This window comes from Aeromonas sp. 75A (assembly GCF_051919425.1).
GTDB classification, from domain to species: Bacteria; Pseudomonadota; Gammaproteobacteria; order Enterobacterales; family Aeromonadaceae; genus Aeromonas; species Aeromonas veronii.
Genome location: NZ_JBQBES010000002.1, coordinates 2,185,650 through 2,210,552 on the forward strand (window position 1 = coordinate 2,185,650; position 24,903 = coordinate 2,210,552).

The window sequence follows — 24,903 nt, forward strand, 5'->3', positions numbered from 1 at the left end:
AATCGTTTACATCTGTGTGAGCGAGATCGCCGTTCCCTGCGTCATACTTCTCTAGACTGAATACGTTTTCCAATCAGCAGGGAGAGAGTGAATGCTCAGGGAGATAGTGGCGCGTCAGGATTGGCAGACCCAAGCGATTACGTCGGTAAACCGCTTGGCTGCCCATACCCCCATGTTCAGCTGGCGCAGCGAAGCGGATGCCAGAGACGATCTCCTCTCCCCCTCCCGCCGTTCACTGGATGGCGAGTGGCGCTTCTCCTTCTTTGCCGCCCCCGAGCGTGTGCCCGAGAGCTGGCTGGAACAGGATCTGGTGGATGCTTGCCCCATTACAGTGCCGGGCAACTGGCAGCTGGATGCCGCCTATCCAGCTGCGCGGCCGCTCACCGATGGCCCCATCTACACCAATATCAAGTACCCCTTTCCTTGCGATCCGCCCCGGGTGCCGGCAGAGAATCCTACCGGCTGCTACTCCCGCGAGTTCGAACTGCCCGCCGACTGGCTGGCAAGTGGACAGAGCCGGATCATCTTCGACGGGGTGAGCAGCGCCTTCCACCTCTTCTGCAACGGCCGCTGGGTAGGTTACTCCCAGGACAGCCGCCTGCCCGCCGAATTCGATCTGACTCCTTATCTGCAGAGCGGTCGCAACCGGCTGGCGGTGCTGGTGCTGCGCTGGTCTGATGGCTCCTATCTGGAAGATCAGGATATGTGGTGGCTGTCGGGGATTTTCCGCTCCGTCAGCCTGCTGCACAAACCGATCCGCCATCTGATGGATATGCGGGTGACCCCCGAGCTGGATGCCTGCTATCGGGATGGCCGTCTCAAGATTGCCCTGCAGGTGGCCAATGCGGCCGGTCTGTCGGTTGAGGCCAATCTCTATGACGGTGGCGAGCGGGTCGCGATCCTGCGCCAGCCGATCGGCACCCAAGCCATTGATGAGAAAGGGGCGTATGACGATCGTGCCGAGCTGTGGATCGATGTGGCTGCGCCGCGCAAGTGGAGCGCCGAGACGCCCCATCTCTATCGTCTGACCCTGACCTTGCTGGACGAGCAGGGTCAGGCCATCGAGAGCGAGGCGTGCGATGTGGGCTTTAGGGTGGTGGAGATCTGTGGCAGCCTGCTGCGGGTCAACGGGCAGCCGCTGCTTGTTCGCGGTGCCAACCGTCATGAACACCATCCCGCCAAGGGTTATGCCATCGATCGCGCCACCATGGAGCGGGATCTGCTGCTGATGAAGCGGCACAACTTCAATGCGGTGCGTTGCTCCCACTATCCCAACCATCCCGACTTCTATCGCCTCTGCGATCGGCTCGGTCTCTATGTGGTGGACGAGGCGAATCTGGAGACCCACGGCATGACCCCCATGGGGCGGCTGGCGCGGGATCCCGCCTGGAGCAACGCCTTTCTGGAGCGGGCGACCCGCATGGTGGCGCGGGATTTCAACCACCCCTCCATCATCATCTGGTCGCTGGGCAACGAGTCGGGTTACGGCCCGGCCCACGATGCCATGTATGGCTGGATCAAGCGCAGCGACCCGAGTCGTCCGGTGCAGTACGAGGGTGGCGGGGCCGATACCCCGGCTACCGACATCATCTGCCCCATGTATGCCAGAACCCATCAGGATCAACCCTTCCCGGCGGTGCCCAAGTGGGCGCTGGCCAAGTGGATCGGTCTGCCCGACGAGCACCGGCCGCTGATCCTCTGCGAATATGCCCACGCCATGGGGAACAGTCTCGGGGGCTACGGCCACTATTGGCAGGCGTTTCGCGATCATCCACGCCTGCAAGGCGGGTTTGTCTGGGATTGGGTCGATCAGGGGCTCGACAAATACACCGCCGATGGCCGTCACTACTGGGGCTATGGCGGTGACTTCGGTGACCTGCAAAACGATCGCCAGTTCTGCTGCAACGGCCTGCTGTTCCCGGATCGCACTCCCCATCCCACGCTGTTCGAGGCAAAGCGCGCCCAGCAGCCGTTCCGCTTCACTCTGCTTGAGCACACCCCGCTGCGGGTGCGGATCGAGAGTGAATACCTGTTTCGGGAAACCGACAACGAGCAGCTTTGCTGGCAGTTGTGCGAGAACGGCCATGTGCAGCTGCAGGGGGAGGTTTCCCTCACGCTGGCGCCGCAAGGGGCGGTCGAGTTGACCCTGAGCGGGACGCTGCCCGCCTTTGCGGCAGGCTCACTGGCCTGGCTCGATCTGGCCATCGTTCAGCCACAGGCCACTCTCTGGTCGCAGATGGATCAAAAGGTCGCCCGTCAGCAGTTCACCCTGCCGACTCCCCTTGCCCTGCCAGCGCCGGTCGCTGCCGCTACCCTGAGCGAGCAGCCGGATGGCTGGCGGATCACCGCCGCAAACAGCCAGTGGTGGCTCGACAAGCAGAGCGGCCGTATCACCAGTTGGCAAAAATCGGGGCAGGAGCAGTTGCTGGCGCCGATCATGGATCATTTCTACCGAGCGCCGCTCGACAACGACATTGGCACCAGCGAAGCGGATCACGCCGACCCCAACTCCTGGATTGCCCGCTGGCAGGGCTGTGGTCTCGGTCAGTGGCAGCACCGCTGTCTGGGGATTGCGGTCGCTGGAGGGGATATCCGGGTCAGCCATGGCTACTTCCATCACGATGAGCTGCTGCTGGTGAGTCACTGGCATCATCGCTTTACCGACGATGGCGCCATGAGCCTGGAGATAGAGACCGAGCTGGCGCAAGCGCTGCCGTCGCTGCCGCGGATCGGCCTGCTGCTTCATCTGGCCGAGGTACCGGCGCGAGCCGAATGGTTGGGACGCGGCCCTCACGAGAACTATCCAGATCGTCTGCTGGGCGCTGATCTGGGGCGCTGGAGCCTGCCGCTGGAGGCCATGCACACCCCTTACATTTTCCCGAGTGACAACGGCTTGCGCTGCGATACCCGTCAGCTGCAGCTGGGCAGCACGACGGTGAGCGGCACCTTCCATTTCAGTGCCAGCCGCTTCAGTCAGCAACAGCTGGCCGTTGCTCGTCACCAGAGCGATCTGGTGGCCGAAGAGGGGCTGTGGGTCTGCCTCGATGGCGCCCATATGGGGGTGGGCGGTGATGACTCCTGGAGCCAGAGCGTGCGTCCCGAGTATCAACTGCTCGAGCGTCGTTACCGTTGGGGCTGCACTCTCCGCTAATCCAGCTATTGAAGCGACTGTCGAGCCAGTGCGCCATTTTGACAACAGACCAGTAACGACTAGCCTCAATGCTGTGGGAAAGATTGAGTCTCAAATCTGATTTTTATTTATATGTATTTGAAAAATAAATATAAAGTTTCAATGTAACAGAGTGTAAACGTTTTCATTTTGTCGTCATGATCACAGAAGAAATGACAACAAACTGATTACATTGATTGGCGCTTGCTCAATTGCTCGCCACCCTACAACACAGATAGACACATCGGAGCACACATAATGAAAAAACTGACCACAGTTGCCGCCCTGCTGATGGGCATGATGGCTGGAGCCAATGCCCAGGCTGACACTCGTATCGGGGTAACCGTCTACAAATACGATGACAACTTCATGGCGGTCGTGCGCAAGGCCATCGAGAAGGAGGCGGCAGCCACTCCGGGGGTGGAACTGCTGATGAACGACTCCCAGAACGACCAGTCCAAGCAGAACGACCAGATCGATGTGCTGCTGGCCAAAGGGGTGAAGGCGCTGGCCATCAACCTGGTAGACCCGGCTGCGGCCCCGGTGGTGATTGAGAAAGCCCGTGGCGAAGATATCCCGGTAGTCTTCTACAACAAGGAGCCGAGCGCTACTGATCTGGCCAGCTACGACAAGGCCTACTACGTGGGCACTGACTCCAAGGAGTCAGGGATCATCCAGGGTCAACTGATTGCCAAACACTGGAAAGCCCATCCGGAGTGGGATCTGAACAAGGATGGCGTGATCCAGTTCGTGCTGCTGAAAGGGGAGCCGGGCCACCCGGATGCCGAAGCGCGCACCTCCTACGTGGTCAAGACCCTGAACGATGGTGGCGTCAAGACTGAACAACTGCACATGGATACCGGTATGTGGGATACCGCCATGGCGAAAGACAAGATGGATGCTTGGATCTCCGGCCCCAACGCCAACAAGATCGAAGTGGTCATCGCCAACAACGACGGCATGGCAATGGGTGCGGTCGAGTCACTGAAAGCCCAGGGCAAGACTGCCATTCCGGTATTCGGCGTCGATGCGCTGCCGGAAGCGCTGGCCATGGTCAAGAGCGGCGCCATGGCGGGTACCGTGCTGAACGATGCGGCCAACCAGGCCAAAGCCACCTTCGAGCTGACCAAGAACCTGGCTGAAGGCAAACCGGCCGGTGAAGGCACCAAGTGGAATATCGTCGACAAGGTAGTACGTGTTGCCTACGTCGGTGTGGATAAAGACAACCTGTCCCAATTCGAGTAATTCCCTCCTCCAGGGCAAGGGAGATCCCCTTGCCCTTTTTTCAACCAGATGTGATGGCTGATATGACAACACAGCAACAATCAGAATGGCTGTTGGAGATGATTGACGTCAGTAAGAGCTTTCCCGGCGTCAAGGCACTCGATAATGTCAATTTACGGGTCCGTCCTCATTCTGTGCATGCGTTGATGGGCGAGAACGGAGCGGGAAAATCCACACTGCTCAAGTGCCTGTTCGGCATTTACGAGAAGGATCAGGGCAAGATCTTCTTCAAGGGGCAGGAGATCAACTTCACCTCCTCGAAAGAGGCGCTGGAAAATGGCGTCTCCATGGTGCATCAGGAGCTCAACCTGGTGTTGCAGCGTACTGTGATGGACAACATGTGGCTCGGCCGCTACCCGACCAAGGGGTGGTTCATCGACCACGGCAAGATGTATGACGACACCAAGCGTATTTTCGATGAACTCGATATCGACATCGACCCCAGGGTCAAGGTCGCGACCCTGTCGGTCTCCCAGATGCAGATGATCGAGATCGCCAAGGCGTTCTCCTACGATGCCAAGATCGTCATCATGGACGAACCCACCTCCTCGCTGACCGAGAAAGAGGTGAACCACCTCTTCAAGATCATCAACAAGTTGAAGGAGAAGGGGTGCGGCATCGTCTACATCTCTCACAAGATGGAGGAGATCTTCCAGCTCTGTGACGAGATCACCATATTGCGGGATGGCCAGTGGGTGGCAACCCAGCCGCTCAAGGGCATGACCATGGATCAGATCATCGGCATGATGGTCGGCCGTGAACTGACCCAGCGCTTCCCTGAAAAAACCAACCTGCCGAAAGAGGTGATCCTCGAGATCGAACATCTGACGGCGAAGAACCAGCCCTCCATTCAGGATGTGACCTTCAACCTGCACAAGGGGGAGATCCTCGGCATCGCCGGACTGGTGGGGGCCAAGCGCACCGACATCGTCGAGACCCTGTTCGGTATTCGTGATCGCAGTCAGGGCAGCATCAAGCTGCACGGCAAAGAGGTGGCCAACCACAACGCCCACGAAGCGATCCGCAACGGCTTTGCGCTGGTGACGGAAGAGCGCCGATCCACCGGTATCTACTCCCGGCTCGATATCGCCTTCAACTCCCTGATCGCCAACATGGACAGCTACAAGGGCTCCATGGGGCTGCTCAGCGACAACAAGATGAAGAGCGATACCCAGTGGGTGATCGACTCCATGCGGGTCAAGACGCCGACCCAGCAGACCCAGATCGGTTCCCTCTCCGGGGGTAACCAGCAGAAGGTGATCATCGGTCGCTGGCTGCTGACCCAGCCGGAGATCCTGATGCTCGACGAGCCCACCCGCGGCATCGACGTCGGGGCCAAGTTCGAGATCTACCAGCTCATCCTGGAGCTGGCGAAGAAGGACAAAGGGATCATCATCATCTCGTCAGAGATGCCGGAATTGCTGGGGATTACCGACCGGATCATGGTGATGAGCAATGGCAGGGTCGCCGGGATCGTCAATACCAAAGAAACTGACCAGAGCGAGATACTGCGCCTGGCATCTCTGTACCTCTAGAGACAGGAAGACATTTATGGAGTCGGCTAAAAATTTCAATCTGATGCAGGCGCTCAAGGAAAACGCCATCTATCTGGTGCTGCTGGTGCTGCTCATGGTCATCGTGATCCAGGAGCCCTCCTTCCTGAGCCTCACCAACTTCAGCAACATCCTGACCCAGTCCTCGGTGCGGGTCATCATCGCACTGGGGGTGGCGGGCATCATTATCACTCAGGGGACGGATCTCTCGGCCGGTCGTCAGGTTGGTCTGGCGGCACTCATCGCGGCAACCATGTTGCAGGCGCTGACCAACGTCAACAAGGTGTTCCCGACGCTGGGAGAGGTGCCCATTCCGGCGGTGATCCTGCTGGTGTGTGTGGTGGGGGCGCTGATTGGTCTGGTCAACGGTCTCATTGTGGCCTACCTGAACGTTACCCCGTTCATTACCACCCTGGGCACCATGATCATCGTCTACGGTATCAACTCCCTCTACTTTGACTCGGTAGGGGCGTCGCCGGTGGCCGGGTTTGATCCCCGCTTTTCCAGCTTCGCCCAAGGGTTTATCCGGATAGGAGGATTCAAGCTCTCCTATCTCACCTTCTATGCAGCCATCGCCAGCGTCTTTGTCTGGGTACTGTGGAACAAGACCCGCTTTGGCAAAAACATCTTTGCCATCGGCGGTAACCCGGAGGCGGCCAAGGTCTCCGGCGTCAACGTGGCGGTCAATCTGGTGATGATCTATGCACTGGCGGGGGTCTTCTACGCTTTCGGCGGCATGCTGGAAGCGGGCCGTATCGGTAGCGCCACCAACAACCTCGGCTTCATGTACGAGCTGGATGCCATCGCGGCGTGCGTGGTGGGCGGCGTGTCGTTTGCTGGCGGGGTGGGAACGGTCGCGGGTGTGATTACCGGCGTACTTATCTTCACCCTGATCAACTACGGTTTGACCTATATCGGGGTCAGCCCTTACTGGCAGTTCATCATCAAGGGCGGCATCATCATTCTGGCGGTGGCCCTGGACTCCATGAAGTACGCCAAGAAGAAATAACGATTGGCAGGGAGGGTTGGCGTTGTCAGCCCTCTCTTCTGGAGGGAACCCATGCCATTCAAGGTCAAGATTTACCTCTTGCTGCTACTGGCCATTCTGGTCACCATCGGCACTGCCGGGCTCAGCGTCAACCACTTCATCAGTGGCTATATTCGCACTCAGGCCACCCACAACATCAACGAGCAGATCACTCTGGTCAAAGAGAAGCTGGCCAGCGACATCAATCAGAAAATCCTGTTGGCCGCCAACCTCAACTTCGGGGTGACCAACGTCAAGAAGACCCTGCAAGAGACCGGCTTTCACAACATCGTCAAGGTGATCGGCGACATGGCCTTCGATGTGAACGGGGTCATCAATGACAGTGCCAAAGTCGATGCCCTGCGCAAGCTGATCCCCGCCGCCAACAACCAGATCACCGTCAGCCCGCTGCAACAGGTGGATGGCAAGCCGGTCATCACCATTCTGGTGCCGCGCGGTGCCGATTCCGCCTATCTCTACTACCTCGACATGAGCGAGTTCAAAAGCCTGCTTGAGAAGATGAGTGGCGATGGCCGCTACTTCACGCTGGCCGACAGTCAGGGCAACAGCCTCTATAACAGCAAGCCGCAGGGGGAGAGCGAAGCGCGCCCCAACCAGCTGGATATTCGCGGCAGCAGCTGGACGCTGACCGGCTACATCGATCTTGACTACATCCGGGCCATGACCCGGGCTCTCAACGGCCAGATCATCATGGCGCTGTGCGGCGTGGCGATCGTGGTGATGGTGCTGGCGATGCTGGCGCTCAATGTGGCCTATCGCCCCATCCTCTCGTTGCGGGATCTGGTGCTGGAGCTCTCTCGCGGCAGCGGCGATCTCACCCGCCGACTGGCGGTGACCAGCAAGGATGACCTTGGCCAGATCTCGGCCGGTATCAACCGCTTTATCGAGCGGTTGCAGGAGATGATGGGGGAGGTGCGGCAGGCGAGCGGCCAGCTCAACAGCGGTATCGAGGGGCTGGCCAGCCAGACCGGCGCCGCCCAGTCTCTTCTGGCGGACCATGTACGCGAGACCGAGCAGGTGGTGACCGCCATCAACGAGATGAGCCGCACCGCGATCTCCGTCTCCGAGAGTGCGGCCAGCACCGCCCAGCTCACCGGTCAGAGCCAGCAGCTGGCGAGCCAGTCCCGTCAGGTGGTGGATCAGGCCATGGCCAGCGTGATGGCGCTGGTGGACGAAGTGGAAGCCACTGCCCGCTCCATCGAGGCGATGCAGCAGGATGTGCAGCAGATTGGCTCAGTGCTCGGGGTGATCGGCAGCATTGCCGAGCAGACCAACCTGCTGGCCCTCAATGCCGCCATCGAGGCGGCCCGCGCTGGTGAACAGGGTCGTGGCTTTGCGGTGGTGGCAGACGAGGTGCGTTCCCTCGCGGCCCGTACCCAGCAGAGCACAGCGGAGATCCAGACCATGCTGGCCAGTCTGCAGCGGGGCACCCGAACTGTGGTGGATGCCATGGGCAACACCAAGCAGAGCTGTCAGGGGGCGGCCGAGAACACTACCAGGGTCAACGAGTCGCTGGATCTGATGGCAGGGGAAGTGGTGGAGATCAACGATCTCATCAGCCATATCGCCACGGCGGCGGAGCAGCAGAGTGCGGTGGCCGAAGAGATCAACCGCAACATGAGTGCCATCGCCGAAGTGATCCGCCAGCTGACCCACAACGGGGAAGCGACGGTCGCCAGCTCCGCGGCGATGCAACAGACCTACGACCGGCTGCGGGAGATCGTGGGCCACTTCCGGCTGGAGTGAGGCTGGTGTTCAGTCAATAACAAAACAGGGCCATCCGGCCCTGTTGTTGTTTTCCTGTCTGCCTGAATCAACCGGCCTTACGGCGCAGATAGACCCCGGCTTCCATGTGATGGGTCCAGGGGAACTGGTCGAACAGGGCGAAACGGGCGATCTCGTGGGTCTCGCCCAGTACCGCCATGTTGGCCTGCAGAGTCTCGGGGTTGCAGGAGATATAGAGGATGTTGTCGTACTCCTGCACCAGCTTGACGGTGGCATCATCGAGACCGGCGCGGGGCGGGTCGACGAAGATGGTGTTGCACTGGTAGCTCTTGAGATCGACCCCCTTGAGGCGGTTGAACTCCCGCTCGCCACGCATCGCCATGGTGAACTCCTCGGCTGACATGCGCAGGATGATCAGGTTGTCGACGCCGTTGGCGGCGATGTTGAACTGGGCGGAGTCGACGCTCGGCTTGGCGATTTCGGTGGCCAGCACCTTGCGGAAGTTCTGCGCCAGCGCGATGGAGAAGTTGCCGTTGCCGCAATAGAGCTCCAGCAGGTCCCCTTCGCTCCCCTTGGTCACATCCAGCGCCCAGGCCAGCATCTGCTCGTTGATGGCGGCGTTGGGCTGGGTGAAGCTGTTCTCCACCTGCTTGTAGATGAGCTGGCGACCCGCCACGTTGAGCTGTTCGATGACGAAGTCATCCCCCAGACAGATCTTCTGCTTGTGGGCGCGGCCAATCAATTGCAGCTCGAACCCCTTGGCGCGCAGATCGGCCTGCAGCACTTCGGCGGCTTGTTGCCATTCGGCCTCCAGCTTGCGGTGATAGAGCAGGCTGACAATGATCTGGCCGGACTGGGTGGAGAGGTAGTCAATCTGGAACAGCTTGCGGCGCAGCACCGGGTGTGGGCGCAGCCCCTCCAGCAGCAGTGGCATCAACTGGTTGATGAGGCGGCTGGCGGTAGGGAAGTGGTCTATCTTGATGATCTCTTTGGTCGCCGGGGCATACATGCAGTGGAAGAGGTCATCCCCTTCGTGCCAGATGCGAAATTCGGCGCGCATCCGGTAGTACTCCGCCGGCGAGCTGTGCACCTCCAGCGCCGGGAGGGTGAAGCCGGCAAACAGCTCGGTGAGGCGAGCGCGCTTTTCGTCGAGCTGGGCCTGATAGTCGGCCGCGGTTCTAGGCGCCGGAGCGTTCGCGGAAGGCTGTTGGGACTGGGTCATAAATACCTCACATGCACACCGGCCGGGCCGGGTCGAAATCGGGGGAAGGCAACAGGCCACCCAAAGGGGCCCGATTTTAAAAGCCAGCCGCAGATTGTCCAGCATTTTGTGGTCAAGAAGTGTTCAGTCAGGCCGATAGCTGATCTACAGGCATGGTGGGAGGACACATTATGCAGATCGAAGGCGTGGGCGCAGCCCAACCCAAGGGAGTGGGGGTTTCTCCCAAATCGCCCCAACAGGCGGAGCAGAAACAGGTCAAGAGCGAGGAGGAGGTCTCCTTGCACAAGCCGCCCAAGTGGGCGCAGGTGCTGATCCAGCAGGCGTTGCAGTTCTCGCTGGAGATCAACGGCCAGGGCTATCAGGCGCCGAAGGTGAAAGAGCCCGAGGAGATCACCCCGGAGACCCTGTTCGACTTCCAGTCGGTGGCGGACAACGTGCTGCAGTTCGTGACCGGGCGGCTCGGTGCCGCGCGGGCCGATGGCAAATCCGACGACGACCTGACCGGGATGGTGGAGCAGGCCCGCAAGGGGGTCGACAAGGGCTTTGACGAGGCGAAGAAACAGCTCGGCAAGTGGGCGACCGACAACGACGATATCAAAACCGGTATCGATCAGAGCTACAAGCTGATCCAGAAAGGGCTCGAGGAGTTCGAGAAGGAGTTCTTCGGCAAGGTCTCCCCGACCGACATGGGACAGGCCGAGATGGCCAGTCGCCAGCAGGGGTATCTGGAGATCCAGACCAAGGATGGCGACAAGGTGGTGCTGCGCTTCAACGACAGCTGGCAGACCAAGTCCCAGAGCAGCGAGAGCGGCAGCCAGTTCAGCCTCAAATCGAGCCAGAGCTTCAGCTTCTCGCTGGAGGGGGATCTCAACAGTGACGAGATGGAGTCCATCGGCAAGCTGGTCAAGGGGATCGACGAGCTGGCGGGGAACTTCTTCTCCGGCAACTTCGAGGATCTGCTGGACAAGGCGGGCGAGCTGAAACTGGATGACAGCCAGCTGGCCTCCTACTCCCTCAAGCTCAAGCAGAGCGTCAAGCTGAGCCAGACCTATCAGGGGGCGCACTCCCTGCAGGATCTGATCAAGCCGTTTGCCGACTACCTGCCGAAGCTGGATCAGGTGCAGAAACAGGCGGATAGCCTGCTGCCCCCAGCCCAACAACAGGCGTTGACCCCGGCCGTGCTGGCCGCGAGAGGAGAAGAGGAACCGGCGCAGGTCGATCGCTTCACCAGCTTCAACCAGCGGATGCTGGAGGCGCTGCGGATGATCAACCAGTTCCAGCCCTCCACCGAGCCCGCCAGTAAGAACGCCTGAGCCACAGCGTGTAACGCAAGTAATGACCTGCCGTTTGCCAGCCCTTCCCGGGGCTGGCAAACTGGCCTTTTCTCCAATCCGGTTGCCCCATGAACCCCAAGAAGCCAAGAGACAAGCGCGAGCTCTGCTACCCCTTTATCTTCGAAACCTCGTTCAAATGTGATTTTGAAATCGCCACCGACGAGCTCTGCTGTCAGGTCGGGGCCGTGCTGTCACACCTTGCGCCGGATGCCGATACCGAGCCCATGCTGGCGGATCTCGCGGCGTTGCAGCGGCTTATCTACAACCTCAACGGCTCGGTGCGCGGCAAGCTGGGGATCTTCGACGCAGATCTTGAGTGGCTCAAGGCCCGTTACGACCACTACAACGAGGCGAGTCGCGGCAGCGTCACCGGTTTTGTGCTGCCACAGGGGCCACAGCCCATTCCCACCCTCCATCTGTGCCGCTGCGGCAGCAAGAAGGTGGTGCGGCTACTGGTCAGGCTGGAAGAGAGCGAGGTGGCCTTCGATCCCATTCTCTATCGCTTCGCCAACCTGCTGGCCAACTTCTTCTTCGTGCTCACCGTCTACCTCAAGCAGCGCTGGCAGGTGCCGGAAGTGCCCTACGTCAGCATCAATTACTGATGGCGGCTGGTTAGCGGCCAGACGTCATGGTGGATTGAACGGAATAAAAAACCGGAGCCTTGGGCTCCGGTTTTGCTTTTCAGCGCGTAAGTTGCCCGCTCAGCTGGAGATCAGCACCCGGGCCGAGTTGGCGGGGATGGTGAGCTGCACCTCGCCCTGCACCACTTCAAACTTCTCACCGTTGAAGGCGTCGGTGAAGCGGCTGGCAGGGCTGGCGGTCTGCCACAGGGGCAGGCTGATGGTGCGCGGCTCGCTCGGGTGGCGGTTGCAGGCTACTACCACCTGATCGCTTTGCAGGGTACGGGCGAACACATAGCTGTGGGGCCCGGCGTAGAGGGTCTGGATATCGCCACGGCGCAGGGAGGGGCGCTGGCGGCGGATCTGGATCAGCCGGCGATAGTGGTCGTGCAGCACGTGATCCCAGTCTGTGGTATCCCACGGGAAGCAGCGGCGGCAGTCCGGATCGTTGCCGCCGGAGAGCCCCACTTCATCGCCGTAGTAGATGGACGGCACGCCGATATAGGTGAGCAGCAGGGTGGCGGCCAGCTGCATCCGCTGTTTGTCTTCACCCAGAAGATGGAGGAAACGGGCGGTGTCGTGGCTGTCCAGCAGGTTGAACTGGGCCAGCTGGTTCTTGAACGGGATGTGGGCCCGCGCCAGCTTGAGCCAGCGATCCAGCTCTTCAGCGCTGATCTTGATGGGGTGGTAGGCGATATCCTGCCCCGCCAGGAAGGCGCGGATCGGGTGAGCGAAGCCATAGTAGTTCATGGCGCCGTCCTCCTGATCCCCTTGCAGCCACTGGCTCGCCTCGAAGAAGTGTTCGCCGAGCACATAGGCATCCGGGTTCTCCTGCTTCACTGCCCCGCGAATGGCTCGCACGTGACTGCGGTTACCCTCGGCGGTGCCGCGCTCGCCCAGCATGTGGATGACGTCAAAGCGCCAGCCATCGATCTGGTAGGGGGCGCGCATCCAGTAACGGAGGATGGCGTCGTCGGCCCGATAGACGGCGTCTTGCACCTTCTCGCAGGAGAAGTCGAGCTTGGGCAGGCTGCGAATGCCCTTCCAGCTGACGTAATCCCCTTCTTTATCAAAGGTGTAGAAGCTGCGCCACGGGGAGTCCGGATTGCTCTGGGCTCCCAGTGGCGGGCAGAACCAGGGGTGCTCGGTAGAGGTGTGGTTGACCACCGCATCAAGAATGATCTTCATGCCGCGCTGGTGCAGGTTGCGGGTCAGCTCGGCGAACTGCTCGTTGCTGCCGAGGTGGGCGTCCACCTTGAAGTAGTCCTGGGTGTCGTACTTGTGGTTGCTCGGCGAATCGAAGATGGGGTTGAGGTAGAGCGCCGTCACCCCGAGAGATTGCAGGTAGTGCAGCTTGGCATCGATGCCTGCCAGATCGCCGCCGTAAAATTCGCAGGCGCCGTGGCCCTCTTCGTGGCGACTGACCGGCTCGCCCCACGCCTTGCTGATCACAGCCTTGCCACGGTACTCGTACTCGTGATGCTTGACGCTCAGCGACGGATCGCCGTTGCAGAAGCGGTCGGGGAAGATCTGGTAGAACACCTGATCCTGCACCCAGGCCGGTGGCTGGTGCAGGCTGTTGAAGCGAAAATGCTGTTCCCGTGGCGGCATGGACGCGCTGACGCCCGCCCCGTGCAGCCACCACTGCTCCTCGTCGGTGAGGCACTTGAAGCTGTAGAGGTGGATATCTTGTCCTTTGATGAGCGGCAGGGCCGCCTGCCACACCTGCAGCCGATCGCGGGTGGAGACCGCTGTCATCGGGATCAGGTATTCCTCGTTATCCGGCTCGTGGCGCAGCCACACCTCGCGGATTGGCGCATCCAGCTCGCTAAAAAGAGTCAATTGCAGTGCGTCGGCGCTCTCTTTGAACCAGGGCGCCACCTGGGGATGAAACAGAAACGGATGGGTCATGATGCTTATTGAGTCAGAAGATCGGCGAGGGCATTACCCTGTTCATGCAGTGTTTCGAGCTGGCCTGCCAGCGACTTGGGATCCAGTCCCAACTGGTCGGCGAGCGGCTTGGGGAAGCGGGCGATGATGGCCTGGGCAGGCACGCCCGCGTTCCAGGCGAAGGAGATAAAGACCGCCAGACGGATCAGCACCGCCTCCTTGCTGACCGGGTCGTGGGAGAGCGGGTCAAGCTGTTGGGAGATGGCATCGACGAAGGCCTCGGAGAGGTTCCAGCGCCGCGCCAGCTCGGCACCGAGCTGGGCGTAGTCGTAACCCAGCATCTCCCGCTGTGCCTCGACCCGGCTGCTGCCGTTCTGGATCGCCATGTTGATGAGCTCGGCCTCTTCCGGCAAGGTGCTCTGGATAAGCAGTTCGCCGATGTTGTGGATCAGAGCGCAGGTGAAGGCGGTCTCGGGATCCATCACCTTGGCCTCCTGGGCCAGCGTTTTGGCGATGGTGGCGACCTGGAAGGTCTCGGTCCAGAACTTGTTCTTGTCGAAGCTGGGCGGGGCCTTGAAGGTGCCGATGATGCCGGAGGCGACCACCACGGAGCGCAGCCGGTTGAAGCCGAGCCGGATCACCGCCTGTTCGATGGAGGTCACTTCGTTGCCCCGGCGCAGGGCGGCCGAGTTGGCCATCCGCAGCACCTTGACGCTGATCACCTGATCCATGGCGATCTTGGCCGCAATCTCGTCGATGCGGGCATTCTCGTCGTTGAAGCTCTGCATCAACTCGTGCAGCAGCTTGGGAATAGTGGGGAGTTGTTTGATCTTGTCAAACAGGCGATCCATCGACATGGCTGAGGCAGCCTCCATTGCGAACTCTGCCTCATATTGTGCCACAGCCGGACAACATGTTCCTGTTTGTGATGCGGCTTTGTGAGCGCTAGAACACCCAGTCGCGCAAGGTGTATTCCAAACGGTGCTGTTTGCCCTGCAGGATCAGGTTCTGACTGGTACCGCTCAAGGTCGCCCCCTCGGTAAGGGTGGTCAGTACAGCTTGTTCGATAGTGTCGAGCGGCGGCATGCAGGCCATTTCGGTGCTGCCCAGACTGGTGACCCACAGTTTGTCATCTTCCAGATGGCCCTGACCGAAGTAGCGGTTGCAACCGGCGATGCCGTTGACGGTGAAGTGCTCGCCGATCTCGAAATCGGGGGGATTGTCGCGGGGGGCCTCGATCGGCTGGCCATCCAGTTTGCTCAGTACCCAGTGGTGGTGTTGCAGATCTTGCTGAACAAAGGCGGTCGAGCTGCAGCCAGCGAGCAGTAACAGGGGGATCAGCAAAAAGGGCAATCTGGGCATGAGGGGGCTCCGGTTGGGGGAGCGTCAAGAATACCCTTTTTAGGCAGTCGGGAGCAGGGCGGGAGAGGGGACGACCGACCGCTTCTGTCGTCCCTTGTCCCGCACGACTGTCGCTTAATGGCAACACACGGGTGATGTTGCCATCGATTTACGCTATCTCAGGGCTCAGTTGGCGAACAGCCGCTCGGCATAACGGGCGAGACCGGCGGCCACCGAGCCGAAGTCATCGCCACCCTCAAGCGGGATGGACGGGAGCTTCTGGCGGATAAAGCTGGCGATCAGCGGCGAGCGGGCGCTACCACCGGTGACGAAGATGCGATCCGGCTGCACACCGGCGGCGGCAATCGCTTCGTCCATCAGCTCGCCAATTTTCTCCAGCAGCAGGGTCGATGCGTTAGCCAGCTGTTCGCGGGTCAGTTCGGCTTCCAGCCCTTTTTCCAGCTCGGCCAGCGACTGGCGATTGAGTTCCTGCTCCGAGAGGGCGATCTTGCCCTGCTCGGCACGCCACACCAGCTGGTGGCTCAGCTTGTGGGCCCGCAGGCTGGCCAGACGACCCAGCTTGCTGCCGGGTTGGCTGTCGAGCTGCAGGTCCTGCAGCTGGCGGGCGGTGTCGAGGCTGTAGAAGCGGCTCTGGGCGCTGACGTCGTTGATGGCGGCCGCATCCCAGAACAGCGGGTGGGGCAGCGGCTTGCCGGTCTTGAGGGTCTCGTGCATGCCGAGTAGCGGCATCATCCCCTCCACCGTCAGGCGGATGTCGAAGTCGTTGCCGCCGATCCGCTGGCCGCTGTGGCCGAGCAGATCGCCGCTGCGATCCAGCTGATCGCGGTAGCTGGGACCCATCCGCAGCATGGAGCAGTCGGTGGTACCGCCGCCGATATCCACCACCAGCACCACGGCGTCTTCGGTGAGGCGCGCCTCGAATTCAAACCCGGCGGCCACCGGCTCGTAGAGGAACTCCACCTGCTCGAAACCGGCCAGACGGGCCGCCTCGGTCAGGATGGCGATAGCTTGCTGGTTGCTCTCTTCCCCCGCCAGACCCTGGAAGTTGACCGGTCGGCCGATCACCGCCTGGCGGATCGGGGCGCCGAGCTGCTGCTCCGCCTGCTGGCGGACATGGAGCATCATGGCGCAGACGATGTCTTCAAACAGGGCGATCTGGGGGGCCTTGAGGCCATAGGCACCGAGGAAGGATTTCGGCGATTTGATGTAGTAGCCGTCGTCCGGCTCTTCCAGATAGCGCTCCAGCGCGGCACCGCCAAAGCTCAGCTCGTCGATCAGTCCCTCTTCGCGCATCTGGCGGCGAACCATCTGGGCGCGGGTGACCACGGGGCCACGCAGCTTGAGGTACTCCGCCTGCTGGGCGGGGGCCAGCCCTTCGGCCAACAGACCGGCGATAGCATCCCGGTGGGGGGCATGCAGGGTGGAGGGGAGATAGTGGGATGCACCAAGATTCAGCAGCCTGGGGCTACCTTGTTCCATCACGGCCACGGCACAGTTGGAGGTGCCGTAATCAAATCCGATAAACATGGGCGCCAGACTCCTGAATAAAAAAGGGGGGCTAGCCTACCCGAAGGCGCCGGGTCTCACAACCCGGCGCGTGACGAAGAGAGGGCGAGCCCCTATTCCACTTCGTTGTCGCAGCGGCCCTGGCTCTCGATGGCGCGGATATTGCCGAGGGTGGTATCGGCGATGGCGTGCAGCGCCTCGCGGGTCAGGAACGCCTGATGGCCGGTGAACAGCACGTTGTGGCAGGCAGACAGGCGGCGGAACACGTCATCGGTGATCACTTCGTTGGACTTGTCGGAGAAGAAGAGATCCTCTTCCTCTTCGTAGACGTCCAGCCCCAGAGCACCGATACGGGAGGTTTTGAGTGCCTCGATGGCCGCGTTGGAATCGAGCAGGCCGCCACGACTGGTGTTGATGATCATCACCCCGTCCTTCATCTTGGCGAATGCCTCCTTGTTCAACAGGTGGTAGTTCTCTTTGAACAGCGGGCAGTGCAGGCTGATGATGTCGGATTGGCGGAACAGGGTATCGAGATCCACGTACTCGGCTCCCAGCTCGATGGCTGCCGGATTCTGGTAAGGATCGTTGACCAGCAGGCGAACCCCGAAGCCCTTGAGGATGCGCAGGGCAGCCAGACCGATCTTGCCGGTGCCGATGACGCCAACGGTCTTGCCATGCATGTTGAAGCCGACCAGCCCTTCCAGCGAGAAGTTGGCGTCGCGGGTGCGCTGATAAGCCTTATGGATGCGGCGGTTGAGGCACATCATCATGCCGACAGCATGCTCGGCGGTCGCCTCGGGGGAGTAGGCGGGCACCCGCACCACTTTCAGCCCCAGCTCTTTGGCTGCGGCCAGATCCACGTTGTTGTAACCGGCGCAGCGCAGGGCAATCACCTGGGTGCCGTTGGCAGCCAGTTCGGTCAATACCTCGCGGTCGGCATCGTCATTGACGAACAGACACACCACCGGGAAGCCGTGAGCCAGTCGGGCCGTTTTGGCCTCCAGCCGCACATCGAAAAACTCCAGGTCGAAGCCGTACTGGCTGTTGGCCTGGTTGAAATGCTCTTTGTCATAGCTCTTGGTACTGAATACGGCGACTTTCATGGTATGTGCTCCGCAGCGTGTGTGTCGTCAAATTACAACAAAATGGGTCAGCTATCACCGGACAAACCGGCTGGTTATTGTCCCCACGGCATAATGGGAACGGCGCTGACTGCACTCTTGTAAGAACCATCCACCAGTTTGGTGCTGTAGGTCAGGTAAACCAGTGCATTGCGTTTCTTGTCGTAAAAACGCACCACTTTCTGCTCCTTGAACACCAGCGAGGTGCTGACATCGAACACCTCTTCCCCCGCTTTCAGCTTTTCGGGCAGGGTGATGGGGCCGATCTGGTGGCACGACAGGGAGGCGTGGGAGGGATCTTCCGCCAGTCCCAGCCCGCCTTTTACACCACCGGTCTTGGGGCGCGCCAGATAGCAGGCGACGCCGTCGATGCGCGGGTCGTCGAACGCCTCCACCAGGATCTTGTGGTTGGGGCCAAATAGCTTGAAGGCGGTGCTCACTTCACCGACCGGGTCGGCCTTGTCGGCCAGTGCCGGGCCGGCAAACAGGGCCCCCAGCAGCAGGGGCAGGGCGCGGCGCAGGGCATTATGTCGCGTGTGGTTATGTGTCATGGTCTCTCCTGTTGGCCCGGCATTCCTCAATAGGGAATGCCCAGGCGACGATAGAGGCTGGCAAGCACCCAGGCGGGGCCTATCAGCAGAAATTGCAGGTCGGCGAGGAAGGAGGGGCGCTTGCCCTCGATCTTGTGGCCGACAAACTGGGCTATCCAGAGCAGCACGAACGCTGCCACGGCGGGCCACAACAGCGGCCCCTGCCATTGGTGGCAGAAGGCCAGCCCGAGCGCGGTCAGCCCGGCCATCCCCGCGAACAGCGAAAACGACAGCTGCAGATAGAACAGCAGCACTGGAATGGCTGCCACTGCCGCCCAGTTGAGGGGCTCTGGCAAGGGCCCGTGTGGCAGACACCAGAGCAGCGCCAGCGAGCAGAGATAGATGCCCGGCACCGCCAGTTTGTGGATGGCGACGTTTGTCGGATGGCAATGACTCTGGCCGTACTGCGCAAACCACTCCTGGATTCCCTTCATGGCACCTCCCTGGCGCACTGTGTTCTCGCTTCCCGACCCTCATGGTCAGGCACTCGGGATGCTTATCCCTGCGGTGGATACTCCCAATATTGGGCCGGAATGGATTTTAGCAACGGGGTCATATCAGGATTGGGCAGGGCGATGGTGACCCGCTGATCGAGGTTGGCGCTGGCGAGCGCTTCGCGGATCTTGGGGTTGTCATTGAAGAACTTCATAAAACTGCCATCGGCATAGGCCCGCTCCAGCCCGGTCTGAATCGCCTTGGCCAGCTTGGGGTATTCGGGGCTGACGAAGAAGAACTGGGCGAAGGGGTAGCGGATCAGCAGATGCTGCTCGATGGCGAGGTTGGGATACTGCGCCATCAGCTCGCTGCGCTCGGCGAAGATCTCCACCAGGGCGCGCGGGAAGAAGTCGATCTTGTCGCCGTCGTTGATAAGGCGAAACAGGCTGCTGTATCGGCCGGAGAAGGTCGGGATGCCCGCATTTTCCAGAATTTTGTTATCGGCCCAACCGACCCCTTGCGCCGCCTTCAGCTGTTTGAGGTCGGCCAGGGTATTGATCTGGTTGAACTTCTCCTGGGCATCTGCGTGGATGAAGGACAGCCGCAATCCTTCCAGCCCGCGAAACAGCGGAATGGGGACGGCAATCAGGGAGGATTCGAGTGTGCTGGAGGTGCCCATCCAGAAGACATTGATGGACTTGCCCTTGCTCAGCTGCTGCTGGAGGGTGAACTGGTTGAGGTCGAGTTCGACAGGCTGGATACGAAAGGGTTGCCCGGAGCGGGTCAGGGCCAGTTCCAGCAGCTTGTACTGGTACTCCTGGTCAAGATTGTTGACGGGACGGCTGGGGACCTTGACCGTCAGAACCTGTGCTTGTGCCAGCAGTGGCAGGCACAAACACAGCTTGATGAGCCATTTCACTCTCTGTTCTCCTGTAGATTCCGGAAGGTGTCCGGAGTCTAACAGAACTTGTCACCATCTTGCTGCGAGGCGTTGTGCAAGGTTTGAGCGCGGGGCCCTGCCTTGCTGGCGTCTGTTGCACCAGAATGGTGACGGTTCTTCGAAGAATCAGGCGACGCGACGGAACACGTGGGTATCGTTAAATTCCTTGGTGCTCTGGCATTCGACGCAGAAACGGGATTCCGGACGGGCATGCAGCCGCTTGAGGGAGATCTCGTCACCGCAAGATTCGCAGTAACCAAAATCCCCTTCGCTGATGCGCTTCAATGCGCCCCGCAGCTTGCGCAGGTGCAGCTTGTCGTGCTCGATGCGGTTCAGCTCCAGACGGCGGGCTTCCTCGATACTGGCACGGTCAATTTCATCAGCCATCTCGTTGGTGTCGGTGGCGATGGCCTGGCTGGCCTGGGAGTTCAGGCGCTCTTCGAGCTCGACGATCTGTCGCTCGATCTGCCCCTTGTAAAAGGCCAGTTGGTCTTCAGTCATGAAATCACACATACGATTAACTACCAGTCAGTTTACTAACCCAATTATCCCTGTTTATGGGGGCTGTCTGCCTACAGACCAAGCCCTTGTATCCCGATTTGCACCTGTTTCATGCAAGAGAGTGCAAATCAGGGCGGGCCTTGTACCAAAAAAAAGCAGCCAAGCAAAGCAAATAGGATAAGGATTGTGCGCCCTTGCAAAAAAATGGTCCGTTCCTGCGGGGGATTGGCCGGGATCTGGCGTCCGCTTCACCCTCTGTTGGCATCGCCTTTGCAACGATGAGAAGGGTGGGCTTCGTACGGATTTGAGTGTTTAGTATTTGGTGCCGCCTTGGTCATTATATGCGCCGTTATTTATAGTTTTTTAAACACGCCCGCTTGACATTGCCCTTGATGGCGGGCTTTTATGGTGATGTTGATTACATTTTTATAACAAGGGTGTTCCATATATTAGACACCCTTGCCAATGGCAACCGTAAAGTCGGGGTTTAACATGGACAGTATCAAAGGCTGGATGGAGAGCAATCGCATCACGGAAGTGGAGTGTCTGTTCCCGGATTTCACCGGCAACGCCCGGGGCAAGATCATCCCAGCCAACAAGTTTTTGCGCGAAGGGGGCATGCGTCTGCCCGAGGTGATTTTCACCCAGACGGTGACCGGCGAATATCCGGATGACGACAGCATGATCGACCCGCTGGAGCGGGACATGCAGCTCTATCCCGACCCCAACACCATCCGTTTTGTCCCCTGGGCGCTGGAGCCCACTGCACAGGTGATCCACGACTGTTTCGACGTCAACGGCAAGCTGATCGACATCGCGCCGCGCTCCGTGCTGCGTCGGGTTCTGTCATTTTACGAGAAGCAGGGCTGGAAGCCGGTGGTGGCGCCCGAGCTGGAATTCTATCTGGTCACCCGCAACGAGGACCCCGACTATCCGCTGGTGCCGCCGGTCGGTCGCAACGGCCGCCCTGAGACCGCCCGCCAGTCGTTCAGTATCGATGCGGTCAACGAGTTCGACCCCATCTTTGAAGACATGTATGACTACTGCGAGGCGCAGGAGCTGGAGGTGGACACCCTGATCCACGAGTCGGGCGCCGCCCAGATGGAGATCAACTTCCTGCATGGTGATGCCATCGATCTGGCGGATCAGGTGTTCCTGTTCAAGCGCACCATGCGTGAGGCCGCACACCGCCACGGCATCTATGCCACCTTTATGGCCAAGCCGATGAGCGACGAACCGGGGTCGGCCATGCACATCCACCAGAGTCTGGAAGATGTGAACGGCCACAACCTGTTCGGTACCCCGAACGGCGGCAACAGCGAACAGTTCATGCACTTTATCGCCGGTCTGCAGAAATACACCCCGGCGGTGACCGCCCTGCTGGCCCCCAACGTCAACTCCTACCGCCGCCTCACCTTTGGCGAGAGCGCGCCGCGCAACGTCCAGTGGGGTGTCGAGAACCGCACCTGTGGTCTGCGGGTGCCCTTCTCCGACCCGAGCGCACGGCGGGTGGAGAACCGCTTCGCCGGTGCCGATGCCAACCCCTATCTGGCGCTGGCCGCCACTCTGGCTTGTGGCTATCTCGGCATGATGGAGAAGCTGGAGCCGCTGCCGGAGATGAAGTCGAGCGCCTATGACCTGCCCTACAGCCTGCCCCGCTCGCTGGAAGAGGCACTCAGCCATCTCGAACAGTGCGAGCCCATCAAGGAGATGCTGGGTGAGCGCTTCACCCGCGCCTTCGTCGCGGTCAAACGCAAAGAGTACGAGACCTACTTCGGGGTGATCAGTCGCTGGGAGCGGGAGTTCCTGCTGCTGAACGTCTGATCCCCCCTGTAACGGGGGGGCCGGAGTCGGCCTCCCCGGTCCCTGTATCGAAGAGACCGGAACGCGAGTCAGGTGGCGTCAGCCACCTGTGAGTGGTTGTGGCTGCGAGCATGCAAGCCCGCCTGACTACCCACCTGACTGTTTGACGACAGAATCTTGCCAAATCGAAGGAACCGAGGAGCAACAAATGCAGCAGACAACCCGTGAGTGGCAACAGCTGGATGCCAGCCACCACCTGCACCCCTTTACCGATTTTCAGGCCCTGAACAAGAAGGGCTCGCGCATCATTACCAACGCCAGCGGCGTCTATCTGGAGGATTCCGAGGGAAAACGCATTCTCGACGGCATGGCGGGCCTGTGGTGCGTCAATATGGGCTATGGCCGCCAGGAGCTGGTGGATGCCGCTACCCGCCAGATGCAGCAGTTGCCCTACTACAACCTCTTCTTCCAGACCGCTCACCCGCCGGTGATCGAGCTGGCGACCCTGCTGGCCGAGGTGACGCCAGCCCATCTCAACCACGTCTTCTTCACCGGCTCCGGCTCCGAGTGCAACGATACCGTGTTGCGGATGGTGCGCCACTACTGGGCCAGCAAGGGTCAGCCTGACAAACAGGTGATCATCAGTCGCCATAACGCCTATCACGGCTCCACCGTGGCGGGGGCGAGTCTGGGCGGCATGAAGGGGATGCATGCCCAGGGTGGTCTGCCCATTCCCGGCATAGTGCACATCGATCAGCCCTACCACTTCGGTGAGGGGCAGGGGATGAGTGCCCACGAGTTCGGGCTTGAGCGGGCCCGTCAGCTGGAGCAGAAGATTCTGGAGCTGGGGGTGGACAAGGTGGCTGCCTTTATCGGCGAGCCGATCCAGGGGGCGGGCGGCGTCATCATTCCGCCTGACAGCTACTGGCCGGAGATCCAGCGTATCTGCGATCACTACGGCATTTTGCTGATCGCCGACGAGGTGATCTGCGGCTTTGGCCGTACCGGCCACTGGTTTGCCAGCGAAGGGTTTGGCATCAAGCCAGACCTGATGTGTCTGGCCAAGGGGATCACCTCCGGTTATCTGCCGCTCGGCGCCGTCATGGTGAGCGACCGGGTTGCCAAGGGGCTGGTGGAGGAGGGGGGCGAGTTCAACCACGGCTTCACCTACTCGGGTCATCCGGTTTCTTGCGCCGTGGCGGTGGCCAATATCCAGCTTATGCAGAATGAGAGCATAGTTAAGCGAGTGCATGATACTATCGGCCCCTATTTGCAGCGCCGCTGGGCGGAGCTGGCCGATCATCCGCTGGTGGGAGAAACCCGAGGCAAAGGATTGGTCGCCGCGCTGGAAATCGTTGAGGACAAGCAGACCAACCGGCGTTTCCCTGCTCAGGCAAATGCGGGGATGACTTGCCGGGAGTTCTGCTTTAACAATGGCTTGGTGATGAGGGCGGTAGGCGATACCATGATCATATCGCCCCCCTTGGTCATCACCGAGGAACAGGTTGATGAATTGGTCGATCTGGCCAGGCTCAGTCTGGATCTGACAGCCGCAAAGCTGAAGGGTTGAGGCAGGTCGGGCAGGTTGGCATGCGCATACAATTTGCTTAGGAGACAAGGATGATGTCTTTCAAAACAGGAGTGATCGCTGCCTCTGTGGCTCTGGTCATGGCAAGTGCCGGAGCAATGGCTGAAGAGAAGGTGCTGCACGTCTACAACTGGAGCGACTACATAGCGCCGGATACCTTGGATAACTTCCAGAAGGAGACGGGGATCAAGGTGGTTTATGACGTGTTCGACAGTAACGAGGTACTGGAAGCCAAGTTGCTGGCGGGTAGTTCTGGCTACGACATCGTGGTGCCATCCAACCCCTTCCTGGCCAAGCAGATCAAGGCGGGCGTGTTCCAGAAACTGGACAAGTCCAAGCTCTCCAACTGGCAAAACATGGATGTCGACCTGCTCAAGGCGCTCGAGCCGAGCGATCCGGGCAACCAGTACTCCATCCCCTATCTGTGGGGCACCATCGGCTATGCCTACAACGCCGAGAAGGTGAAAGCCGTGCTGGGGGCCGATGCCCCGGTCAACTCCTGGGATCTGGTGTTCAAGCCGGAGAACATGGCCAAGTTGAAAGAGTGTGGCGTCTCCTTCCTCGATTCACCGACCGAAATGCTGCCGGCTGCCCTGCAATATCTGGGCTTCAAACCGGATAGCCAGAAACCGGCCGAGCTGAAGAAGGCTGAGGAGCTGTTCCTCTCCATCCGTCCCTATACCGCCTATTTCCACTCCTCCAAGTACATCTCGGATCTGGCCAACGGCAACCTCTGCGTCGCGGTCGGTTACTCCGGTGACTTGCAGCAGTCCAAGGCGCGGGCAGCCGAGGCCAAGAATGGCGTCGCGCTCACCTACACCATTCCGAAAGAGGGGGCAGGCAGCTTCTTTGACATGATCGCCATTCCGGCGGATGCCAAGAACGTCGAGGCGGCCCACACCTTCATCAACTACCTGATGAAGCCCGAGGTGATCGCCAATATCACCAACGTGGTGCAGTTCCCGAACGGCAACAAGGCGGCGACCCCGCTGGTGGATGAGGCGATCCGCACCGATCCGGGTATCTACCCTGATGCGGCGACCCTGCAGAAGATCTACACCTTCCCGGATCTGCCGGCCAAGGTGCAGCGTCTGATGACCCGCAGCTGGACCAAGATCAAGTCCGGCAAGTAAGTAACGAATACCCCTCCCGGTCCGCAGTTCGGCCGGGAGGGTAGTGATGCCATCCATCTGGATGGGCCGCGCGAATGGA

20 protein-coding genes are annotated in these 24,903 nt (G+C 60.4%); 10 read left to right on the forward strand and 10 right to left on the reverse strand.

Annotated elements, in window-relative coordinates; translation table 11 throughout:
- Nucleotides 1-91 precede the first annotated feature (91 nt).
- The 5 genes from ACTG2T_RS10045 to ACTG2T_RS10065 all read left to right on the forward strand — a co-directional run bounded on the left by ACTG2T_RS10045 (nt 92) and on the right by ACTG2T_RS10065 (nt 8,800).
- Nucleotides 92-3,151 carry a beta-galactosidase gene (locus tag ACTG2T_RS10045; RefSeq protein ID WP_330125290.1) on the forward strand — a complete coding sequence of 1,020 codons (3,060 nt, stop codon included), beginning with the start codon at nt 92-94 and terminating at the stop codon, nt 3,149-3,151.
- A gap of 276 nt (nt 3,152-3,427) precedes the next feature.
- Entirely contained in the window at nt 3,428-4,414 is a 987-nt protein-coding gene (gene mglB, locus ACTG2T_RS10050; protein WP_005340747.1) for a galactose/glucose ABC transporter substrate-binding protein MglB, read from the forward strand.
- A 53-nt stretch (nt 4,415-4,467) separates the two neighbouring features.
- Complete coding sequence (gene mglA / locus ACTG2T_RS10055) at nt 4,468-5,988, forward strand: galactose/methyl galactoside ABC transporter ATP-binding protein MglA (RefSeq protein ID WP_330125289.1); 1,521 nt, start codon at nt 4,468-4,470, stop codon at nt 5,986-5,988.
- Nucleotides 5,989-6,004: 16 nt separating this feature from the next.
- Entirely contained in the window at nt 6,005-7,015 is a 1,011-nt protein-coding gene (gene mglC / locus ACTG2T_RS10060) for a galactose/methyl galactoside ABC transporter permease MglC (protein WP_005342585.1), read from the forward strand.
- Nucleotides 7,016-7,066: 51 nt separating this feature from the next.
- Nucleotides 7,067-8,800 carry a methyl-accepting chemotaxis protein gene (locus ACTG2T_RS10065; RefSeq protein ID WP_330125288.1) on the forward strand — a complete coding sequence of 578 codons (1,734 nt, stop codon included), beginning with the start codon at nt 7,067-7,069 and terminating at the stop codon, nt 8,798-8,800.
- Nucleotides 8,801-8,867: 67 nt separating this feature from the next.
- Here the strand turns inward: ACTG2T_RS10065 and trmA are convergent, their stop codons facing one another.
- Nucleotides 8,868-10,001: a tRNA (uridine(54)-C5)-methyltransferase TrmA gene (trmA, locus tag ACTG2T_RS10070; RefSeq protein ID WP_042081769.1), complete on the reverse strand. Its 1,134-nt coding sequence runs from the start codon at nt 9,999-10,001 to the stop codon at nt 8,868-8,870.
- A 170-nt stretch (nt 10,002-10,171) separates the two neighbouring features.
- Between trmA and ACTG2T_RS10075 the strand changes: the two genes are divergently transcribed.
- The gene (locus ACTG2T_RS10075) at nt 10,172-11,314 is read left to right on the forward strand and encodes a DUF5610 domain-containing protein (protein ID WP_330125287.1); all 1,143 of its coding nucleotides are present in this window, start codon (nt 10,172-10,174) and stop codon (nt 11,312-11,314) included.
- A gap of 89 nt (nt 11,315-11,403) precedes the next feature.
- Nucleotides 11,404-11,937: a cobalamin adenosyltransferase gene (locus ACTG2T_RS10080; protein ID WP_058059398.1), complete on the forward strand. Its 534-nt coding sequence runs from the start codon at nt 11,404-11,406 to the stop codon at nt 11,935-11,937.
- A gap of 99 nt (nt 11,938-12,036) precedes the next feature.
- On the opposite strand, the gene malZ is transcribed toward ACTG2T_RS10080, so the two are convergent.
- From malZ to ACTG2T_RS10125, 9 genes are all read right to left on the reverse strand, one after another.
- Nucleotides 12,037-13,866, reverse strand: coding sequence for a maltodextrin glucosidase (malZ, locus tag ACTG2T_RS10085; RefSeq protein WP_330125286.1), 1,830 nt, complete (start codon nt 13,864-13,866; stop codon nt 12,037-12,039).
- Between the two features lie 5 nt (nt 13,867-13,871).
- Nucleotides 13,872-14,720, reverse strand: coding sequence for an HDOD domain-containing protein (locus ACTG2T_RS10090; protein ID WP_064341032.1), 849 nt, complete (start codon nt 14,718-14,720; stop codon nt 13,872-13,874).
- A gap of 70 nt (nt 14,721-14,790) precedes the next feature.
- A complete protein-coding gene (locus ACTG2T_RS10095; protein ID WP_064339147.1) occupies nt 14,791-15,207 on the reverse strand; it encodes an META domain-containing protein in 417 nt (138 codons plus the stop codon).
- A 165-nt stretch (nt 15,208-15,372) separates the two neighbouring features.
- Nucleotides 15,373-16,734 carry a molecular chaperone gene (gene yegD, locus ACTG2T_RS10100; protein WP_330125285.1) on the reverse strand — a complete coding sequence of 454 codons (1,362 nt, stop codon included), beginning with the start codon at nt 16,732-16,734 and terminating at the stop codon, nt 15,373-15,375.
- Between the two features lie 92 nt (nt 16,735-16,826).
- The gene (locus ACTG2T_RS10105; RefSeq protein ID WP_005340720.1) at nt 16,827-17,816 is read right to left on the reverse strand and encodes a 2-hydroxyacid dehydrogenase; all 990 of its coding nucleotides are present in this window, start codon (nt 17,814-17,816) and stop codon (nt 16,827-16,829) included.
- Nucleotides 17,817-17,890: 74 nt separating this feature from the next.
- Entirely contained in the window at nt 17,891-18,385 is a 495-nt protein-coding gene (locus ACTG2T_RS10110; protein WP_005355485.1) for a CreA family protein, read from the reverse strand.
- 26 nt (nt 18,386-18,411) lie between these two features.
- The gene (locus ACTG2T_RS10115) at nt 18,412-18,858 is read right to left on the reverse strand and encodes an Mpo1 family 2-hydroxy fatty acid dioxygenase (RefSeq protein WP_330125284.1); all 447 of its coding nucleotides are present in this window, start codon (nt 18,856-18,858) and stop codon (nt 18,412-18,414) included.
- A gap of 62 nt (nt 18,859-18,920) precedes the next feature.
- A complete protein-coding gene (locus ACTG2T_RS10120) occupies nt 18,921-19,778 on the reverse strand; it encodes a hypothetical protein (protein ID WP_330125283.1) in 858 nt (285 codons plus the stop codon).
- Nucleotides 19,779-19,925: 147 nt separating this feature from the next.
- On the reverse strand, nt 19,926-20,312 hold the full coding sequence (locus ACTG2T_RS10125) for a TraR/DksA family transcriptional regulator (protein WP_005356952.1): 387 nt from the start codon (nt 20,310-20,312) through the stop codon (nt 19,926-19,928).
- Between the two features lie 480 nt (nt 20,313-20,792).
- Here ACTG2T_RS10125 and ACTG2T_RS10130 point away from each other — a divergent pair, with 480 nt between their 5' ends.
- From ACTG2T_RS10130 to ACTG2T_RS10140, 3 genes are all read left to right on the forward strand, one after another.
- Entirely contained in the window at nt 20,793-22,124 is a 1,332-nt protein-coding gene (locus ACTG2T_RS10130) for a glutamine synthetase family protein (RefSeq protein WP_013723370.1), read from the forward strand.
- A gap of 187 nt (nt 22,125-22,311) precedes the next feature.
- A complete protein-coding gene (locus ACTG2T_RS10135; RefSeq protein WP_330125282.1) occupies nt 22,312-23,673 on the forward strand; it encodes an aspartate aminotransferase family protein in 1,362 nt (453 codons plus the stop codon).
- Nucleotides 23,674-23,726: 53 nt separating this feature from the next.
- Entirely contained in the window at nt 23,727-24,824 is a 1,098-nt protein-coding gene (locus ACTG2T_RS10140; RefSeq protein ID WP_005340709.1) for an extracellular solute-binding protein, read from the forward strand.
- Nucleotides 24,825-24,903: the final 79 nt, after the last annotated feature.

Coding starts and splice junctions, on each gene's coding strand:
- ACTG2T_RS10075 (WP_330125287.1), top strand. CDS start 10,172: ATGCAGATCGAAGGCGTGGGCGCAGCCCAACCCAAGGGAGTGGGGGTT.
- ACTG2T_RS10065 (WP_330125288.1), top strand. CDS start 7,067: ATGCCATTCAAGGTCAAGATTTACCTCTTGCTGCTACTGGCCATTCTG.
- ACTG2T_RS10105 (WP_005340720.1), bottom strand. CDS start 17,816: ATGAAAGTCGCCGTATTCAGTACCAAGAGCTATGACAAAGAGCATTTC.
- mglA (WP_330125289.1), top strand. CDS start 4,468: ATGGCTGATATGACAACACAGCAACAATCAGAATGGCTGTTGGAGATG.
- ACTG2T_RS10115 (WP_330125284.1), bottom strand. CDS start 18,858: ATGAAGGGAATCCAGGAGTGGTTTGCGCAGTACGGCCAGAGTCATTGC.
- mglB (WP_005340747.1), top strand. CDS start 3,428: ATGAAAAAACTGACCACAGTTGCCGCCCTGCTGATGGGCATGATGGCT.
- ACTG2T_RS10130 (WP_013723370.1), top strand. CDS start 20,793: ATGGACAGTATCAAAGGCTGGATGGAGAGCAATCGCATCACGGAAGTG.
- ACTG2T_RS10080 (WP_058059398.1), top strand. CDS start 11,404: ATGAACCCCAAGAAGCCAAGAGACAAGCGCGAGCTCTGCTACCCCTTT.
- ACTG2T_RS10125 (WP_005356952.1), bottom strand. CDS start 20,312: ATGTGTGATTTCATGACTGAAGACCAACTGGCCTTTTACAAGGGGCAG.
- yegD (WP_330125285.1), bottom strand. CDS start 16,734: ATGTTTATCGGATTTGATTACGGCACCTCCAACTGTGCCGTGGCCGTG.
- ACTG2T_RS10095 (WP_064339147.1), bottom strand. CDS start 15,207: ATGCCCAGATTGCCCTTTTTGCTGATCCCCCTGTTACTGCTCGCTGGC.
- ACTG2T_RS10135 (WP_330125282.1), top strand. CDS start 22,312: ATGCAGCAGACAACCCGTGAGTGGCAACAGCTGGATGCCAGCCACCAC.
- mglC (WP_005342585.1), top strand. CDS start 6,005: ATGGAGTCGGCTAAAAATTTCAATCTGATGCAGGCGCTCAAGGAAAAC.
- malZ (WP_330125286.1), bottom strand. CDS start 13,866: ATGACCCATCCGTTTCTGTTTCATCCCCAGGTGGCGCCCTGGTTCAAA.
- ACTG2T_RS10090 (WP_064341032.1), bottom strand. CDS start 14,720: ATGGAGGCTGCCTCAGCCATGTCGATGGATCGCCTGTTTGACAAGATC.
- trmA (WP_042081769.1), bottom strand. CDS start 10,001: ATGACCCAGTCCCAACAGCCTTCCGCGAACGCTCCGGCGCCTAGAACC.
- ACTG2T_RS10110 (WP_005355485.1), bottom strand. CDS start 18,385: ATGACACATAACCACACGCGACATAATGCCCTGCGCCGCGCCCTGCCC.
- ACTG2T_RS10140 (WP_005340709.1), top strand. CDS start 23,727: ATGTCTTTCAAAACAGGAGTGATCGCTGCCTCTGTGGCTCTGGTCATG.
- ACTG2T_RS10045 (WP_330125290.1), top strand. CDS start 92: ATGCTCAGGGAGATAGTGGCGCGTCAGGATTGGCAGACCCAAGCGATT.